17 protein-coding genes are annotated in these 15,607 nt (G+C 75.6%); 13 read left to right on the top strand and 4 right to left on the bottom strand.

Features of this window, described 5'->3' with window-relative positions:
- Nucleotides 1-6 precede the first annotated feature (6 nt).
- The 8 genes from GA0070564_RS22465 (at nucleotide 7) to GA0070564_RS22500 (ending at nucleotide 9,157) form a co-directional block, all read left to right on the top strand.
- Complete coding sequence (locus GA0070564_RS22465) at nucleotides 7-1,155, top strand: exonuclease SbcCD subunit D (RefSeq protein ID WP_091612139.1); 1,149 nt, start codon at nucleotides 7-9, stop codon at nucleotides 1,153-1,155.
- Nucleotides 1,155-3,629, top strand: coding sequence for an AAA family ATPase (locus GA0070564_RS22470; RefSeq protein WP_091612142.1), 2,475 nt, complete (start codon nucleotides 1,155-1,157; stop codon nucleotides 3,627-3,629). The genes GA0070564_RS22465 and GA0070564_RS22470 overlap by 1 nt, the downstream gene beginning before the upstream one ends.
- A gap of 8 nt (nucleotides 3,630-3,637) precedes the next feature.
- On the top strand, nucleotides 3,638-4,612 hold the full coding sequence (locus tag GA0070564_RS22475; RefSeq protein ID WP_091612806.1) for a hypothetical protein: 975 nt from the start codon (nucleotides 3,638-3,640) through the stop codon (nucleotides 4,610-4,612).
- A complete protein-coding gene (locus GA0070564_RS22480) occupies nucleotides 4,612-5,469 on the top strand; it encodes a spermidine synthase (protein ID WP_091612146.1) in 858 nt (285 codons plus the stop codon). Before GA0070564_RS22475 ends, GA0070564_RS22480 begins: the two co-directional genes overlap by 1 nt.
- Before the next feature lie 81 nt (nucleotides 5,470-5,550).
- Nucleotides 5,551-6,249, top strand: coding sequence for a sigma-70 family RNA polymerase sigma factor (locus GA0070564_RS22485; RefSeq protein WP_091612150.1), 699 nt, complete (start codon nucleotides 5,551-5,553; stop codon nucleotides 6,247-6,249).
- Nucleotides 6,246-7,028, top strand: coding sequence for an anti-sigma factor family protein (locus GA0070564_RS22490; RefSeq protein WP_091612155.1), 783 nt, complete (start codon nucleotides 6,246-6,248; stop codon nucleotides 7,026-7,028). Before GA0070564_RS22485 ends, GA0070564_RS22490 begins: the two co-directional genes overlap by 4 nt.
- Before the next feature lie 201 nt (nucleotides 7,029-7,229).
- On the top strand, nucleotides 7,230-7,898 hold the full coding sequence (locus GA0070564_RS22495; protein WP_091612158.1) for a hypothetical protein: 669 nt from the start codon (nucleotides 7,230-7,232) through the stop codon (nucleotides 7,896-7,898).
- 338 nt (nucleotides 7,899-8,236) lie between these two features.
- The gene (locus GA0070564_RS22500) at nucleotides 8,237-9,157 is read left to right on the top strand and encodes a DNA-3-methyladenine glycosylase family protein (protein WP_091612161.1); all 921 of its coding nucleotides are present in this window, start codon (nucleotides 8,237-8,239) and stop codon (nucleotides 9,155-9,157) included.
- Nucleotides 9,158-9,200: 43 nt separating this feature from the next.
- Here GA0070564_RS22500 and GA0070564_RS22505 read toward each other — a convergent pair whose 3' ends face one another.
- Nucleotides 9,201-9,713 (bottom strand): DUF1990 domain-containing protein, encoded by a 513-nt coding sequence (locus tag GA0070564_RS22505; protein ID WP_091612165.1) that lies wholly within the window; start codon nucleotides 9,711-9,713, stop codon nucleotides 9,201-9,203.
- Nucleotides 9,714-9,847: 134 nt separating this feature from the next.
- Between GA0070564_RS22505 and GA0070564_RS22510 the strand changes: the two genes are divergently transcribed.
- Nucleotides 9,848-10,345, top strand: coding sequence for a GNAT family N-acetyltransferase (locus GA0070564_RS22510; protein ID WP_091612170.1), 498 nt, complete (start codon nucleotides 9,848-9,850; stop codon nucleotides 10,343-10,345).
- Here GA0070564_RS22510 and GA0070564_RS22515 read toward each other — a convergent pair.
- Complete coding sequence (locus GA0070564_RS22515) at nucleotides 10,320-10,742, bottom strand: SRPBCC family protein (protein WP_091612174.1); 423 nt, start codon at nucleotides 10,740-10,742, stop codon at nucleotides 10,320-10,322. The two genes, GA0070564_RS22510 and GA0070564_RS22515, sit on opposite strands and share 26 nt — an antisense overlap.
- Nucleotides 10,743-10,853: 111 nt before the next feature.
- Nucleotides 10,854-11,081: a hypothetical protein gene (locus GA0070564_RS22520; RefSeq protein ID WP_091612178.1), complete on the bottom strand. Its 228-nt coding sequence runs from the start codon at nucleotides 11,079-11,081 to the stop codon at nucleotides 10,854-10,856.
- A gap of 135 nt (nucleotides 11,082-11,216) precedes the next feature.
- Here GA0070564_RS22520 and GA0070564_RS22525 point away from each other — a divergent pair, with 135 nt between their 5' ends.
- Together GA0070564_RS22525 and GA0070564_RS22530 are read left to right on the top strand one after the other, a co-directional pair.
- Nucleotides 11,217-12,326, top strand: a complete 1,110-nt coding sequence (locus GA0070564_RS22525) for an ATP-dependent DNA ligase (RefSeq protein WP_091612182.1) — start codon at nucleotides 11,217-11,219, stop codon at nucleotides 12,324-12,326.
- Nucleotides 12,327-12,377: 51 nt separating this feature from the next.
- Complete coding sequence (locus GA0070564_RS22530; RefSeq protein ID WP_245670177.1) at nucleotides 12,378-13,943, top strand: alpha/beta hydrolase; 1,566 nt, start codon at nucleotides 12,378-12,380, stop codon at nucleotides 13,941-13,943.
- Here the strand turns inward: GA0070564_RS22530 and GA0070564_RS22535 are convergent.
- A complete protein-coding gene (locus GA0070564_RS22535) occupies nucleotides 13,870-14,382 on the bottom strand; it encodes a potassium channel family protein (RefSeq protein WP_091612811.1) in 513 nt (170 codons plus the stop codon). The two genes, GA0070564_RS22530 and GA0070564_RS22535, sit on opposite strands and share 74 nt — an antisense overlap.
- Before the next feature lie 72 nt (nucleotides 14,383-14,454).
- Between GA0070564_RS22535 and GA0070564_RS22540 the strand changes: the two genes are divergently transcribed.
- Together GA0070564_RS22540 and GA0070564_RS22545 are read left to right on the top strand one after the other, a co-directional pair.
- Nucleotides 14,455-14,907, top strand: a complete 453-nt coding sequence (locus GA0070564_RS22540) for a GNAT family N-acetyltransferase (RefSeq protein WP_091612188.1) — start codon at nucleotides 14,455-14,457, stop codon at nucleotides 14,905-14,907.
- Between the two features lie 118 nt (nucleotides 14,908-15,025).
- Nucleotides 15,026-15,562, top strand: coding sequence for a hypothetical protein (locus tag GA0070564_RS22545; RefSeq protein WP_091612193.1), 537 nt, complete (start codon nucleotides 15,026-15,028; stop codon nucleotides 15,560-15,562).
- Nucleotides 15,563-15,607: the final 45 nt, after the last annotated feature.

Raw genomic sequence — 15,607 nt, forward strand, 5'->3', positions numbered from 1 at the left:
TATCCCGTGAAGATCCTGCACACCTCGGACTGGCACGTCGGCAAGGTCCTCAAGGGCCGGTCCCGGCTGGACGAGCAGAAGCAGGTGCTGGCCGGGGTGATCGAGATCGCCCGGGCGGAACGCCCCGACCTGGTGATCGTCGCCGGTGACCTCTACGACACCGCCGCGCCGACCCCGGAGGCGACCCGGCTGGTCACCCGGGCGCTGACCGCGCTGCGCCGCACCGGCGCGGACGTGCTGGCCATCGGCGGCAACCACGACAACGGTCAGGCCCTCGACGCGCTGCGCCCCTGGGCCGAGGCGGCCGGGATCGTGCTGCGCGGCAGCGTCCGGGAGGATCCGGCCGAGCACGTGATCGACGGGGTGACCGCCGACGGCGAACGCTGGCAGGTGGCCGCGCTGCCGTTCCTGTCCCAGCGGTACGCCGTCCGCGCCGTGGAGATGTACGACCTGACCCCCGCCGAGGCCAACCAGACCTACGCCGACCACCTGGGTCGGCTGCTGGGCCGGCTCACCGAGGGGTTCACCGAGCCGGACCGGGTGCACCTGGTCACCGCCCACCTGACAGTGGTCGGGGCGAGCACCGGCGGCGGCGAGCGGGACGCGCACACCGTGCTCGGCTACGCCGTACCGGCCACGGTCTTCCCGGGCAACGCCCACTACGTCGCGCTGGGCCACCTGCACCGCTCGCAGCGGGTGATCGGGCCCTGCCCGGTGCGCTACAGCGGCAGCCCGCTCGCGGTCGACTTCGGCGAGCAGGAGAACATCCCGTCGGTGACCCTGGTCGAGGTGACCGCCACCACCGCCGCGCAGATCCGCGAGGTGCCGGTGCCGGCGGCCGTGCCGCTGCGTACGGTGCGGGGCACCCTGGCCCAGCTCGCCGAGGCCGAGGCCCCGGAGGGCTGGCTGCGGGTGTTCGTCCGCGAGCAGCCCCGGGCCGGGCTGCGCGAGGAGGTGCAGGAGCTGCTCCCCAACGCGCTGGAGATCCGGATCGACCCGGAGCTGGTCCCCGCCCCGGGCAGCGGCACCCGCACCGCCCAGCGGGCCGGCCGCTCCCCCCGGCAGCTGTTCGGCGACTACCTGGACAGCAAGGGCCACACCGACCAGGGCGTCCGGGAGCTCTTCGACGAGCTCCTCGAGGGGGTCGAGCGCTGATGCGCCCGATGCGGCTGGACCTGGCGGGCTTCACCGTCTTCCGCGACGAGACCACCGTCGACTTCACCGACGCCGACTTCTTCGCCCTGGTCGGGCCGACCGGTTCGGGCAAGTCCACGGTGCTGGACGCGATCTGCTTCGCCCTCTACGGCACGGTGCCCCGCTGGGGCGGCGCGCGCGGGCTGGCCAATGCGCTGGCCCCGTCGGCCACCGAGGCCCGGGTGCGGCTGGTCTTCGAGTCCGCCGGCGCACGCTACGTGGCCACCCGGGTGGTGCGCCGGGACAGCCGGGGCAACGTCAAGACCGCCGGCGCCGGGCTCCAGCTGATGCCGGACGGCTTCGACGTCACCAAGCTGGACACCGGGCTCAGCCCCGAGGACCTGGGCGAGGTGATGGCCGGCACGGCCGCCGAGATGGAGGCGGCGGTACTGGCCGCGGTGGGGCTGCCGTACGAGCAGTTCACCAGCTGCGTGGTGCTGCCCCAGGGCCAGTTCGCCGACTTCCTGCACGCCAAGCCGGCCACCCGGCAGCAGATCCTGGTGAACCTGCTGGGGCTGGGCGTCTACGAGGACGTGCAGAAGCGGGCCACCGAGCGGGCCGGCCAGGCGGAGGCTCGGCTGGACGAGGTGGACCGGATGCTCGCCGGGCTGGCCGACGTCGACGACGAGGCGCTGGCGACGGCCACCGGCCAGGTGGCCCGGATGCGGGAGCTGACCGCGGCGGTCGAGGCGGCCGTACCCGAGCTGGAGGAGGCCCGGGGGGCGGTCCGCGAGGCGGGGGCGGCGCTGGCGGCGCTCGACGCCGACCTGGCCGGGCTGGCCGGGGTGCGCTCCCCCGCCGGGGTCGCCGAGGTGGCCCACGCGGTCACCTCCGCGCAGGCCGACGCCGACCGGGCGACGGCCGCGGTGGCGCTGGCCGAGGAGCGGGAGGAGAAGCTCCGCGGCGAGCTGGCCGGCGCGGGCGACGAGAGCACGCTGCGGCTGCTGCTCAGGGCGTACGCCGACCGGGACCGGCTGACCGCGGAGGCCGGCACGGTCCGCTCGGCGCTGGATGCCGCGCAGCGGGAACACGACGCGGCGGCGACGGCGCTCGGCGCGGCCCGGGACGCGGCGGCCCGCGCCGAGGCGGAGCTGGAGGCGGCGTTCCGGGCGCACGAGGAGGCAAAGGCGACCGACCAGGCCGTCGCGTTGCGGGCGCACCTGAGCGCGGGGGCGCCCTGCCCGGTCTGCGAGCAGCCGGTCGGCGCGGTGCCGCCGGTGCCGGCCGGTTCGGCGGTGGCCGCGGCGACCGCCGCCGGGAAGAAGGCACGGGCCGCCGCCCAGGCGGCGCAGGCGCTGGTGGCGGAGCGGGACGCGGCGGCCCGCGACCTGGACCGGGTGCTGGTGCGGGCCCGCGCCCAGCACGACCAGCTGCGGTCCCGGCTGGCCGAGCTGGACGGGCAGCTCGCCGGGGCGGCCACCCCGGAGGCGCTGCACGCGGCGCTGGCCGAGCAGGCCCGGCTGCGCACGGCGCTGGACGAGGCGGGCGCGGCGGTCCGCGGCGGTCGGGACGCCGCCCGGCGGGCCCGGGGCGGCCTGGACGCGGCGCAGGAGCGGCTGCGCACCGCCTGGCGGGACTTCGACGCCACCCGCGACGGGCTGGCCCGGTTCGGCCCGCCGGCCGCGGACCGCGATGACGTGGCCGCCGCCTGGACGGCGCTGGTCGACTGGGCCGACGGGCAGGCCGGGCAGCGGCGCGCCGAGCGGGCCGGGCTGGCCGCCACAGTCACCGGCGCCGAGGCGGCGGCGGCCGCCGTGCGGGAGCGGATCGGCGGGTTGCTCGCCGACGCCGGCCTGCCGCCGGCCGACGACCCGGTCCGGGCGGTCGCGGTGGCGGCGGAGCGGGCCGAGGCGGCGCACCGCCGGCTGGAGGAGCGCCGGGCGCAGGCCGCGGAGCTGCACACCCAGCGCGACGAGCACCGCAACGCCGCCCAGGTGGCCCGGGCGCTGGCCGGGCACCTGCGGGCCAACAACTTCGAGCGGTGGCTGCTCGCGGAGGCGTTGGACCTGTTGGTCGACGGGGCCTCGCGGATCCTGCGCGAGCTGTCCCAGGGCCAGTACGACCTGGTCCACGACAAGGGCGAGTTCTTCGTGGTCGACCACCACGACGCGGGGCTGCGCCGGGCGGTGCGCACCCTCTCCGGCGGCGAGACCTTCCAGGCGTCGCTGGCCCTGGCGCTGGCCCTGTCGGAGCAGCTGGCCGGGCTCTCCACCACCGCCGCCAGCCTGGAGTCGATCGTGCTGGACGAGGGCTTCGGCACCCTGGACGCGGCCAGCCTGGACACGGTGGCGGCCACCCTGGAGGGTCTGGCGGCGCGCGGCGACCGGATGGTCGGCGTGGTCACCCACGTGCCGGCGCTGGCCGAACGCATCCCGGTCCGCTTCGAGGTCCGCAAGGACGCCCGTACAGCCCGCGTGGAACGGACGGGCCTTTGACCGGGCCGGTGAGCGCGCCCGCGCCGCGGTTCTTCGTGGACGCGTGGGATCCGGCGTACGGCGCGTCGTTCGAGGCGGCGGCCGGTGGACCGGCGGCCCCGAGCAGCGCCCAGGTCGAGGCCGACGCCGAGCTGCCGGCCGTCGACTGGCGGGCGATCGACGTCCGGCCCGGGGTGGTGGCCCCGGACGTGGTGCTGCTGGTCGACGGGGTACGCCGGATCGACGCCTCGGTCTGGACGGCCGAGGAGGACGGCGCGTCCTTCCCCGGCATCGCCGCCTCGTACGCGGCCGGGGTGGTCCGCTGCGACCTGGAACGGGGCGCCGCGGAGCTGGCCGGTGCCCGGGTCGGGCGGGGCCTGTTCACCGCCAGCCCGTCGGCGGAGGAGGTGGTCTGCGGCCAGGTGCGCTACCCGGTGCACCGGGTCGGCGGCACCGGGGAGCTGAGCAAGCTGCCGGCCGCGGTGCAGGGGCCGCTGACCGCGCTGGAGGTGGCGGTCTCCGACGCGGCGCGTACCGACGGGGACCTGCTGGTCGTGGACGGGCCGCTGCGCAGCCGCCGGCAGCTGCCCCGGACGCTGGGCTACATCAAGACCCAGCACAGCCAGTACCTGGACGCCCGGCTCACCGCGGTGGTCACCGGCCTGCGACCGGGCCAGCGCTGCCCGGTGTTCAAGCTCGGCACCGCCTGGGGTGGCTGGTCGTGGTATCTCCGCCTGCCGGTGGCGGTGGGCGCGCCCTGGGCCGGCATCGTCCGGATGGAGTGCTCGGCCGACCTGACCGTGGCCGAGGCGGTGGAGCTGGCCGACCTGTCCCTGGTCACCCTCCCCCGGTTCGCCTCGACGCCGTACAAGGACCCGCGGGCCCCGCAGAACCTGATCCCGATCGCCGGGCTGGAGCGGCGGCTGCGCGGTCTGCTCGGCGACGCCCGGCTGCTGCACCGGGCGCTGAACACGGCCGCCCGGGCCGGCGGGCTGCGGCGCTGATGGGGCGTAAACGTTCCACCGACCGGGTGGTCGAGCAGGTCGACACCGGCCGGGCCGAGCTGGTGCCGGATCCGGACCGCCCGCGGTCGTACACGTTGCTCCTCGACGGCGCGCCGCAGTCGCACGTGGACCTGGCCGACCCGACCTACCTGGAGTTCGAGTACGTCCGGCGGCTCGCCGCCGCCCTGGACCTCGTCGCCCCGGCCGGGGCGCCGCTGCGGGTGCTGCACCTGGGTGGCGGCGCGCTGACCCTGCCCCGCTACGTGGCCGCCACCCGACCGGGTTCCGCCCAGCGGGTGTCCGAGGTGGACGGCGCGCTGGTGGAGCTGGTCCGCCGGGAGCTGCCCTGGCCCGCCGACGCGCGGATCCGGGTACGCGTCGACGACGCCCGGGCCACCGTCGCGTCCACCCGCGACGCCAGCTACGACGTGGTGGTCGCCGACGTCTTCGCCGGCGCCCGCACCCCGGCCCACCTGACCAGCGTGGAGTTCGCCGCCGAGGTGGCCCGGGTGCTGCGTCCGGACGGCTGCTACCTGGCCAACGTCGCCGACGGGCCGCCGCTGCGGCACGCCCGCGCGCAGGTGGCCACGGTACGTTCGGTGCTGCCCCGGGCCTGCCTGGTCGCCGACGCGGCCGTGCTGCGCGGGCGCCGGTACGGCAACCTGGTGCTGGTCGCGAGCCGGGTCGAGCCGCCGGTGCCGGAGCTGACCCGGCGGGCCGCCGGCGACTGGTTCCCCGGCCGGGTGCTGGCCGGGGCGGAGCTGGACCGGTTCGCCTCCGGCGCACCTGTGGTACGCGACGTCGACGCCACCGACTCCACCCCACCGCCGCCGGGGATTTTTTCCGTCCGCCGTTGATCCGTTCGGCGCGGCGCTGCGTACCACCGGGCGGCCATGCCCGTGGGGGCCGGCTGATGTCATTCGACACCGGAGGTCTGCATGCACGCGGTGGCGGCCGGCTGGCACGGCGACATGGTGCGGCCCGAGTGGATGTCCGCCCGGGCCCAACCGCAGTCGCGCGCGTCCAGGTCCGGTCGGGGGGTCGACGCACGTCCCACCGACCGCCAGAATGACCCGGTGACGCCCCGACCGGCGCCCGGGCGCCACCAGGCGACGTCCACCGAGGCCAGTCATTCCGACCAGTTGGTCCGGCTGCTCTACGCCGAGCACGCGGGACCGTTGCTGGCCTTCGTGATGCGGCTGACCGGCGGTGACCGGCAGCGCGCCGAGGACATCGTGCAGGAGACGCTGCTGCGTGCCTGGCGCAACGCGCACCGGCTGGGCGTGCAGGGCCAGGGTTCGCTGCGGCCGTGGCTGGTGACGGTGGCCCGCCGGATCGCCATCGACGAGCACCGCAGTGAGCAGGCCCGGCCGGCGGAGACGTACGACCGGGACCTGACGGCGTTCGCCGAGGCGGACAGCACCGACCGGGTGTTGCGCACGATGACGATGGCCGACGCGCTGCGTACGCTGAGCCAGTCCCACCGGGAGATCCTGGTGGCGACGTACTTCCGGGGCCGGACGGTGCCGGAGGCGGCCGAGGAGTTGGGCCTTCCGCTCGGCACCGCCAAGTCGCGGGTCTACTACGCGTTGCGCGCGCTGCGCACGGCTCTGCAGGAGAGGGGGGTGACGGAATGAGCCGGGCCGACCACATGGACGTCGCCGCGTACGCGCTCGGCGTGCTGGACCAGCAGGACACCGAACGGTTCGAGGAGCACCTCGCCACCTGCTGGGCGTGCGCCGCCGAGCTGGAGACCATGGTGCCGGTGGTGGGGCTGCTCTCCGGCATCGACGGCGAGACGATGATGGCGCTGGAGCAGACGGCGACGGATCCGGCCCTGCTGGACCGTACGCTGGTCGCGGTCCGGGCGCACCGGCGGCGTTCCCGGATGCGCCAGGTCCTCGCCACGGCCGCCGCGGTGGTGGCGGTCGCCGGGGTGACCGGGGTGGGTGTCGCCACCCTCAGCGACTCTCCCGCGCCGCCGCAGGCGCTGCCGACGGTCCAGCCGACCGGGCCGGTCGACGAGCCGACGCCGGGGCCGACCCGCTCCGGGCCGGGGGTGGGCGGGCCGAGCGAGGTGCCGGAGGTCGACCCGATCAGCCGGACCGATCCGGCCACCGGGGTGAAGGCCGACCTGTGGCTGGAGTCGAAGGAGTTCGGCACGGCGATCAGCTTCAACCTGAGCCGGCTGCCGGGCCCGCGGACCTGCCGGATGGTGGTGATCCGCAAGAACGACACCACCGAGGTGCTCTCCAGCTGGTCGGTGCCGGGCACCGGCTACGGGACGAACACCAATCCGCAGCCGTTGCAGTTGCAGGCATCCACCTCCGCGGCGCGGGCGGACATCGCCCGGGTGCAGGTCGAGTCGGTGGACGCGAACGGGGTGGCGAGCCCGCTGGTGGCGTTCCCACTGTAGGGCGAGGAGCAGGTGGAGCGGCGCCGGTCGGTGGCAATCGACCGGCGCCGCTCCGTGTCCCGCGTCGGGTGGCCGGCCCGGCACGGAGGAGAGGGCCGGACGGTTCAACGGTCCGCTGTGAAATGAGCCACTCATGGACGTTCAACCTTGACAGCGAACCTCCCGTACTACTGGGCGAACTGCCAAGAATGAGGAGGGCACGTGGCACACATCAAGCGGACCGTCGTCGTCGCCAGCGCGATGGTCGCCCTGACGGCCTGCGCTCCCGCAGGCTACGACGCGACGAACTCGAGCGCCGCCGAGCCGGTCGCCGTGGCCGCGGCCGGGCCCACCGCGGCGGTCGAACCCGAGGCCGCCGCCACCACGGAGGCGCCGCCGACCACCGAGCAGGCGCCCCCCGCCGACGTCCGGCTCACCGACGAGCTGCACGGCAAGAAGGTGGCCCGGATGGGCAACGTGGTGACCGACCAGGACGGCTGGATCCTCTACCGGTTCGACAAGGACTCGGCCGACCCGCCCTCGTCCAACTGCGTGGACAAGTGCGCGAAGGTCTGGCCCCCGGCGCTGACCGACGGCAACCCGCAGCTCAACGGCGTCTCCGACGACAAGGTCGGCACGGTGACCCGGCAGGACGGCACCCGCCAGATCACCCTGGGCGGCTGGCCGCTCTACCGCTACATCGGCGACAAGAAGCCCGGCCAGTGGAAGGGCCAGGGGGTCGGCGGCACCTGGTTCGTGGTCGCCCCGACCGGCAAGAAGAACCTGACCTGCCTGCCGAAGGGCACCCCCACCCCGGTCGCCCCGCCCGCCGACAACAGCGGCTCCGACAGCGGCGGCTCCGACGCCGGCGGCTCCGGCTACTCGTACTGATTCCAGCAGCCGGGGTACGCGGTGGCCGGTCGCAGCCGGGGAGGGCGCGACCGGCCACCGTCCGCGGACCTGGACGCCGGCGTACCGGCAACGCCCGGACGTCCCGGGTACGGCGCCGGCCCGCCCGCGGGCCGGCGCCGCGACCGTCCCTCCCCCGACGAGCCCCGCAGCGGTGCGTGGAGAGCGGCGGGTACGCCCCTGCCAGCAGGCGACCCCGCCGAGGTCCCCCAGCCTCCTCCCCCGGCCCCGGCCGGCCCGCTCCGGATGGCGGCACCGCCGACGCCCACGCGTCGGCGGTGTCGCGCGTCACGCCACCGGTGGCGTGGCAGAGTGTCGGGGTGACCCCGACCGATCCCGTGGCGACCCGGGAGCTGCGCCCGCCGCCCGGCTACCGGCTGGCCGCGACGGTGCACGCCCTGACCTTCAGCCCCTACGACCCGTGCGCCCGGATCGCCGCCGGCACCTTCTGGCTCGCCCTGCGCACCCCGGCCGGCCCGGCCACGCTCTGCCTGCGCCCGGCCGCCGGCGCCCTGGTCGCCGAGGGGTACGGCCCGGGCGGCGGGTGGCTGGTGGAGCGGGCCGACGCGATCGCCGGGCTCCGCGACGACCTCACCGGGTTCGCCGAGCTGGCCGCCGGGCACCCGGTGGTGGCCCGCCTCGCCGCCGCGCACCAGGGTCTGCGGATGCCCGCCACCGGGGTGGTGTTCCCCCGGGTGCTGCGCGCGATCTTCGAGCAGAAGGTCACCGGCAAGGAGGCCTACCGGGCGTACGCGGCGACCGTCCGGCACTTCGGCGAGGCGGCGCCGGGGCCGCTGCAACCGCTGCTGCTGCCGCCGGAGCCGGCAGCGGTGGCCGCCGCGCCGTACTGGGTCTTCCACCCGTTCGGGGTGGAGCAGCGCCGCGCCGACACGCTGCGCCGGGCCGCCGCGCTGGCCGACCGGCTCCAGCGGTGCGCCGACGCGGCGGAGGCGACCCGTCGGCTGACCGCCGTCCCGGGCATCGGCCCGTGGACCGCCGCCGAGGTGGTCCGGGTCGCGTACGGCGATCCGGACGCGGTGAGCGTGGGCGACTACCACGTGCCGAACACGGTGGCCTGGGCGCTGGCCGGCGAGGCGCGGGGAGACGACGCCCGGATGCTGGAGCTGCTGGAGCCGTTCCGCGGCCACCGCGGCCGGGTCTGCGTGCTGCTGGCCGCCGCCGGGATCCACGCGCCGCGCTACGGACCGCGGGCCTCGATCCGCTCCTTCGCCCGCTTCTGACCGGGCCGCTCGGCCCGCTTCCGACCGGAGCGGCCGGCGCGGGTCAGCGGGGGGCCGGCCGGCGGGCGCAGAGCCGGCGCAGGGTGCGCCCCAACCACCAGGCGTACGCCTGCTGGAAGGCGCGGGTGACCGGTCCGGCGGCGCGCAGGTACCAGCGGGCCGGCAGGCTGAACGCGCGTACCTCGAAGAAGACCTCGCCGGCCTCCCGCAGGACCAGGAACGCCTCCTCGCCGCGCTCCGGGTGCCCGGGCAGGGTGCCGTAGCCGAACCCGGCCCGGTCCGGCTCGTCGGACACCCACACCACCTCGGTCGGCCCCCAGACCCGGGCCGGGCCGACCCCCAGCCCGGGGGTGACCCGGACGCCCACGGCGGCGCGCGGGGCGTCGGTGCGCATGACCACCCCGGCGGACCGGTGCAGCCGCCAGCTCAGCACCGCCTCCGCCGCGGTGGCGAAGCAGCCGTCGGGCAGCCGGACCCGGTGGCGCAGGTGGTGGTAGCCGGCCGGCAGGCGCCCGTCGCGGGTCGCCCCCACCTGCGGGTACGTCAGCTCGGACACCGTGGCCACCTTCCGGCTGGGCGGGACACCGCCAGCGTACGGGCGCGGCGGGCGGGCCGCCCGGTGACCGCGACGAGCGGTGCGGCGGGCGGGTCGCTCCTCGGGTGCGACGGGCGGTGTGGTGGGCTGCACGGGTGACCGTCGAGACGATCATCGCCCCGGCCGGCGTCGACGACGCCGGCGAGATCCTCACCGTGCAGCGGGCCGCGTACCTGGTCGAGGCGCAGCGCTACGCCGACCCGTTCCTGCCGCCGTTGACCGAGACCCTGGACGAGGTGGTGGCCGCGCTGACCGACCCCGCCGTCGTGGTGCTGGCGGCCCGGCACGGCACCCGGCTGGTCGGCTCGGTCCGCGGCCGGGCCGACGGGGAGGTCGCCCACGTCGGCCGGCTCGCCGTGGCGCCCGACCAGCAGGGCCGCGGGGTGGGTGGTCGGCTGCTGGCCGCCCTGGAGGCCGCGTACGGCGGCCGGGTGGCCCGCTTCGCGCTCTTCACCGGCGCCGACAGCGCGGAGAACCTGCGGCTCTACCACCGCACCGGTTACCGGGTGGTCGGCCACCGGCCGGACCCGAACGGGATCCGGCTGGCGCTGCTGGAGAAGCCGGCGGTCAGCCCTGCTCGCAGCGACGCTTGAGGCCGTCGGCCTCCAGCCGCAGGTAGCGCTGGAACAACCCACCGCCGAGGCGACCGGCCAGCCCGGCCAGCGGGCCGCTCATCTCGGCGCTCAGCACCACCCGTACCCGGCCGTCGGGCAGCGGCTCCAGCCGGTGCTCGGCGAGGGTACGCACGCCCGGGCTGCGCGAGACCCACCGGAAGAAGTGCGGCTCGACCAGCTCGGTGACCCGCCAGACCGCGGGTCGCAGCCGGGGCTGCTCGATCCGGGCCGCCGAGCCGACGGTGAACGGGCCGGCGTCCAGCCGGCGGGCCCGGGTGACCGAGGGCGTCCACTCCGCCCAGCGCTCGACGTCGACCGTCACCGCCCAGATCCGCTCCCGCGTTGCGGCCACCTCGGACGTCGCCTCGAACCGCATGGGCCCCTCCCTCGCCGGTCGCCGGGAACCTGCCGCCGCGCTCGGGTGGCCGTTGCGGCGAGCGTAACGCCGGACGTCGATCCGCGTCGTCCCCCACCTGCCGGGACCAGGTCAGCCCGCTTCGCGCAGGTCGGTCTCGTGCAGGTCGGCCAGGCCGATCGGGGTACGCCGGGCCAGCAGCTCCGCCAGCTCGGTCACCGAGCCGGCCTCACCGAGCACGTTCCGGCCGCCGCCGTGTTCGGGGCGGTAGCGGTGCGACAGCCGGTACCGGTGGCGGCCACGGATCAGCTCCACGCTCACCCGCCAGCGGCCACAGCACCCGCAGACCCACTCCCGCATCCGGCGAAGGTAGCTCTGACCTGGGCGGATGCGATCCGCCCGGAGGGGACGAGGTGGGCCGGGGCGGGACACGCCGCCCGGCGGGCCAAGGTGATGTGCCTCACGACTGTCGGTGGCGTCTGGTTGACTGTCGCCGTGGACCTGCCGATCACTCCGCCGGTCGAGCCGATGCTGGCCAAGAGCGTTCCCCGCCTGCCCACCGCCGACGGCATGACCTACGAGCCGAAGTGGGACGGCTTCCGCCTCATCATCTTCCGCGACGGCGACGAGGTCGAGCTGGCCAGCCGGGGCGGCAAGACGATGACCCGCTACTTCCCCGAGGTGGTCGAGCAGGCCCGTCGACAGCTGCCGCAGCGGTGCGCGGTCGACGGCGAGCTGATCGTCATCCGCCGGGACGGTCCCGACGGCCAGCCCCGGCTCGACTTCGAGCTGCTCGCCCAGCGGATCCACCCGGCCGCCTCCCGGGTGAAGCTGCTCGCCGAGACCACGCCGGCCGACTTCGTCGCCTTCGACCTGCTCGCCCTCGACGACGAGGTGCTGCTCGACCAGCCGTACCCGGTCCGGCGGGCCCGGCTGGAGGCGGCGCTGGCCGGGGTCCGCCCACCGGTGCACGTCACCCAGGTGACCACCGACCCGGAGACCGCGCGTCGCTGGTTCGACGTCTTCGAGGGCGCCGGGCTCGACGGGCTGATCGCCAAGCCGGCCGACCTGCCGTACGAGCCGGGCAAGCGGCTGATGTTCAAGGTCAAGCACGCGCGCACCGCCGACGTGGTGGTGGCCGGTTTCCGCTGGCACAAGTCCGGCCCGGTGGTGGGTTCGCTGCTGCTCGGCCTCTACGACGAGGGCGGGCTGCTGCACCACATCGGGGTCAGCTCGTCGTTCACCGCGGCCCGCCGCAAGGAGCTGCTCACCGAGTTGGAGCCCTACCGCGACGTCGGGAGCGACCATCCCTGGGTGCACGGCGACCACGAGCGGGGCCAGCGGATCCCGGGCGGGGTCAGCCGGTGGACCGGCACGAAGAACCTGGAGTGGGAGCCGCTGCGACCGGAGCTGGTGGCCGAGGTCGGCTACGACGCGATGGAGGGCGACCGGTTGCGGCACACCGCGCAGTTCGTCCGCTGGCGGCCCGACCGGGATCCCCGCTCCTGCGGCTACGACCAGCTCGACCGCCCGATCCGCTACGACGTGGACCAGGTCCTGCGCGGTGACCCCGCGGCGACCGTGGAGCCGGGGCCGGGCCGGTAGCCTGGCGTCGACACGATCACGGAGGTCCAGGTGACCCGCTTTCCCGACCGGATCCGCCGGGTCCGGCTCACCCTCGCCGGGCTCGCCGCCGCGGCGCTGGTCGCCGCCGGCTGCACCCTGCCGGCGTTCTCGCCGGAGACCGAGGGGGCGGGGCCTGCGGCGGCGCCGGGCACCACGCCGACCTGGCGGCCCTGCCCGGAGATCCCCGACGAGCTGGTCGGCCGGGGCGCCCCGGGGATGCGGTACGACTGCGCGAAGGTGGCCGTACCCCGTGACTGGGGCACCGGTGGCGCCGGGGCCACCGCCGGCCCGGGCGCCGGGGAGACCTTCGAGATCGCCCTGATCCGGGCGCGCTCGACCAAGCAGCGGGACCGGCTCGGCTCGCTGGTGATCAACCCCGGCGGCCCCGGCGCGTCCGGCGTGGACACCGCCGTCTACCTCTCCTTCGGTTCGGCCTTCGGTGGGCTGCCCGCCTCGGTCACCGACCGGTTCGACGTCGTGGGCTTCGACCCGCGCGGGGTGGCCCGGTCCAGCCCGGTGAAGTGCATCCCGGACGCCGAGCTCGACACCAGCTTCGGTTACGACCCCGATCCCGTGAGCCAGCGCTCCTTCGACGACTTCGTGGCCCTCAACCAGCGCATCGGCCGGGGCTGCGGCGACAGGTACGGCGACCAGCTCCCGCTCTACGGCACGGAGCAGGCGGCCCGGGACATGGACGCCGTCCGGGCCGCGGTGGGTGACGACAAGCTGACCTACCTCGGTTACTCCTACGGCACCCTGCTCGGGGCCACCTACGCGCAGCTCTTTCCGCAGCGGGTGCGCGCCCTGGTGCTCGACGGGGCGGTGGATCCGCAGCAGAAGCTGGTCGCCGGCTCGGAGAGCCAGGCCCGGGGCTTCGAGCGGGCCTTCGACAACTTCGACCGGTGGTGCGCCGCCAACGCCGGCCGCTGCCCGATCGCGCCGGACGCCCGGGCCGCCGTTACCACGGCGATCGACAAGGCGAAGGTCTCGCCGGTGCGGGGCGCCGACGGCCGGGTGGCGACCTCGGGGTGGGTCTTCTACGCCGTGATCTCCTCCCTCTACACCGAGACCGGCTGGCAGGAGCTGGCCAAGGCGATCGACGAGTTGCAGGGCGGCGACCCGACGGAGGTGTTCAAGCTCGCCGACGCGTACGCCGGTCGGGGCGAGGACGGCCACTACACCAACCTCTTCGACGCCAACCTCGCGGTGAACTGCGCCGACGAGACCGAGAAGCCGAGCCGGGAGCGGATCCGCCAGTTGCAGTCGCAGTGGCGCGAGAAGTACCCGCTCTTCGGTCCCTCGCTGGCGGTGGGGATGCTGGGCTGCGTCGAGTGGCCCGGGCAGCGGGACCCGTACCCGACGGGCAAGGCGGTCGGCGCGCCGCCGATCCTGGTGGTCGGCACCACAGGTGACCCGGCCACGCCGTACGAGCAGACCCCGGCGCTGGCCTCGATGCTCGGCGTGGGGCAGGTGTTGACCTGGGAGGGCGAGGGACACACCGCCTACCCGCAGACCGGCTGCATCACCGACGCCGTCGACGCGTACCTGATCTCGTTGGCCGTTCCCCGGCAGGGGCTGCGCTGCCCGGCCCGGTGACCGGGGTACGGGGTGGCAGCTCGGGCAGCTCGATGCCCTGCCGGGCCGCCAACTCCTCCAGCAGCGCCCGCATCCGGCGTACGTCTGCCTTCAGCTCCTCCTGCTCGGCGTGCTCGAAGGCGTCGTCGTCGACGATCAGTCGGCTGGCGAAGTGCGCGGTGATCAACGGGATGACCAGCAGCACCATGGTGGAGATGAGCAGCGCGGCGAGGAACCGCCCCGCGAAGGTGGCGGGCGAGATGTCGCCGTACCCGACGGTGGAGGCGGTGACCACCGCCCACCAGACGGAGTCGGCGGCGCTCTTGTGCTCGAACTGGCTGTAGAGGACGCCCGCGATCACGATCATCAGCAGGTACGAGGTGATCAGGGTGCGCGGCGAGTTGGCGAACCACACGAGGCCTCGGTAGATCGCCCGGAACGGCGCGAGCAGGATGTCCATGCCGCACATGGTGCCGGGCGGGCGCCGACGACACCATCACATCGGCGGCAGTCGGTGTGCCAGGCTGCCGGCATGACCGACGTGCTCTTCCGGGAGGCGACCCGGGCCGACCTGCCGGCCGTCATCGCCCTGCTCGCCGACGACGTGCTGGGCAGGGCCCGCGACTTCACCGCGGTCGACGAGGCGTACGAACGGGCCTTCGCCGACATCACGGCCGACCCCCGCAACCAGTTGATCGTCGCCGACCGGGGCGGCGAGCTCGTCGGCTGCATGCAGGTCACCTACATCCCCGGGTTGGGCCGGCACGGCGCGGAGCGGTCCCTGATCGAATCGGTACGCGTCCGGTCGGACCTGCGGGGGCAGGGCCTGGGCCGGGAGATGATGGCCTGGGCGGTCGACCAGGCCCGGCGGCGGGGTTGCGCGCTGGTGCAGCTCACCACCGACAAGACCCGCGCCGACGCGCACCGCTTCTATCGCGGCCTCGGCTTCGTGGCCAGCCACGAGGGGATGAAGCTGGCGCTCTGACGCGCACCGCGTCGGGCGCTTCTCCCCCGCCCCGGGGAGGCTGTTCCCCGCCGGGCGGGAGGGTCGCCGGGGAGCATCGGGCCACGCTGGGTGGGTAGCCGACCAGCGAGGAGCCGCCATGTCCACGGTCACCGCACCGACCGCACCGGCCGTACACCCGGGCGACGGCCGACCGTCGCCCGCCTGGGCGGTCCGCGTCGCCCACCTGGTTCCGCTGGTCGTCCTGCCGTCGGGGTTGTGGCGGCTCGCGCTGGTCGCCGGGGTGCCGATCGGCGCGTACGCCGGCGGCGCCGCCGTGCGCGTCCACGGCTGGGAGAACCTCTACATCGTCTCGCTGAGCCTGGTCTCCGAGGCGCTGGCCCTGCTCACCCTGGGACTGGTCCGCCCGTGGGGTGAGGTCCTGCCCCGCCGGCTGCCGCTGCTCGGCGGCCGGCGGGTGCCGCCCGCGTTCGCGGTCACCGTCGCCACCGCCGGCGCCGTCGCGGTCACCCTCATCTGGGGGTACGCCACCTGGGGCGTACTCGTCCGCGGCAACGACATGGGCTTCTCCCCGGCCGGCTTCGCCCTGCTGCTGGCCTGCTACACCCCGCTGCTCCTCTGGGGCCCCCTGCTGCTCGCCGTCACCGTCGCGCACCACCGCCGTCGCCGACCCTGACTCCGGGCCGCCGGTGGCCCCCCCCCCCCCCCCCCCCCCCCCCCA

The sequence above is a fragment of the Micromonospora mirobrigensis genome (assembly GCF_900091555.1).
GTDB lineage: Bacteria > Actinomycetota > Actinomycetes > Mycobacteriales > Micromonosporaceae > Micromonospora > Micromonospora mirobrigensis.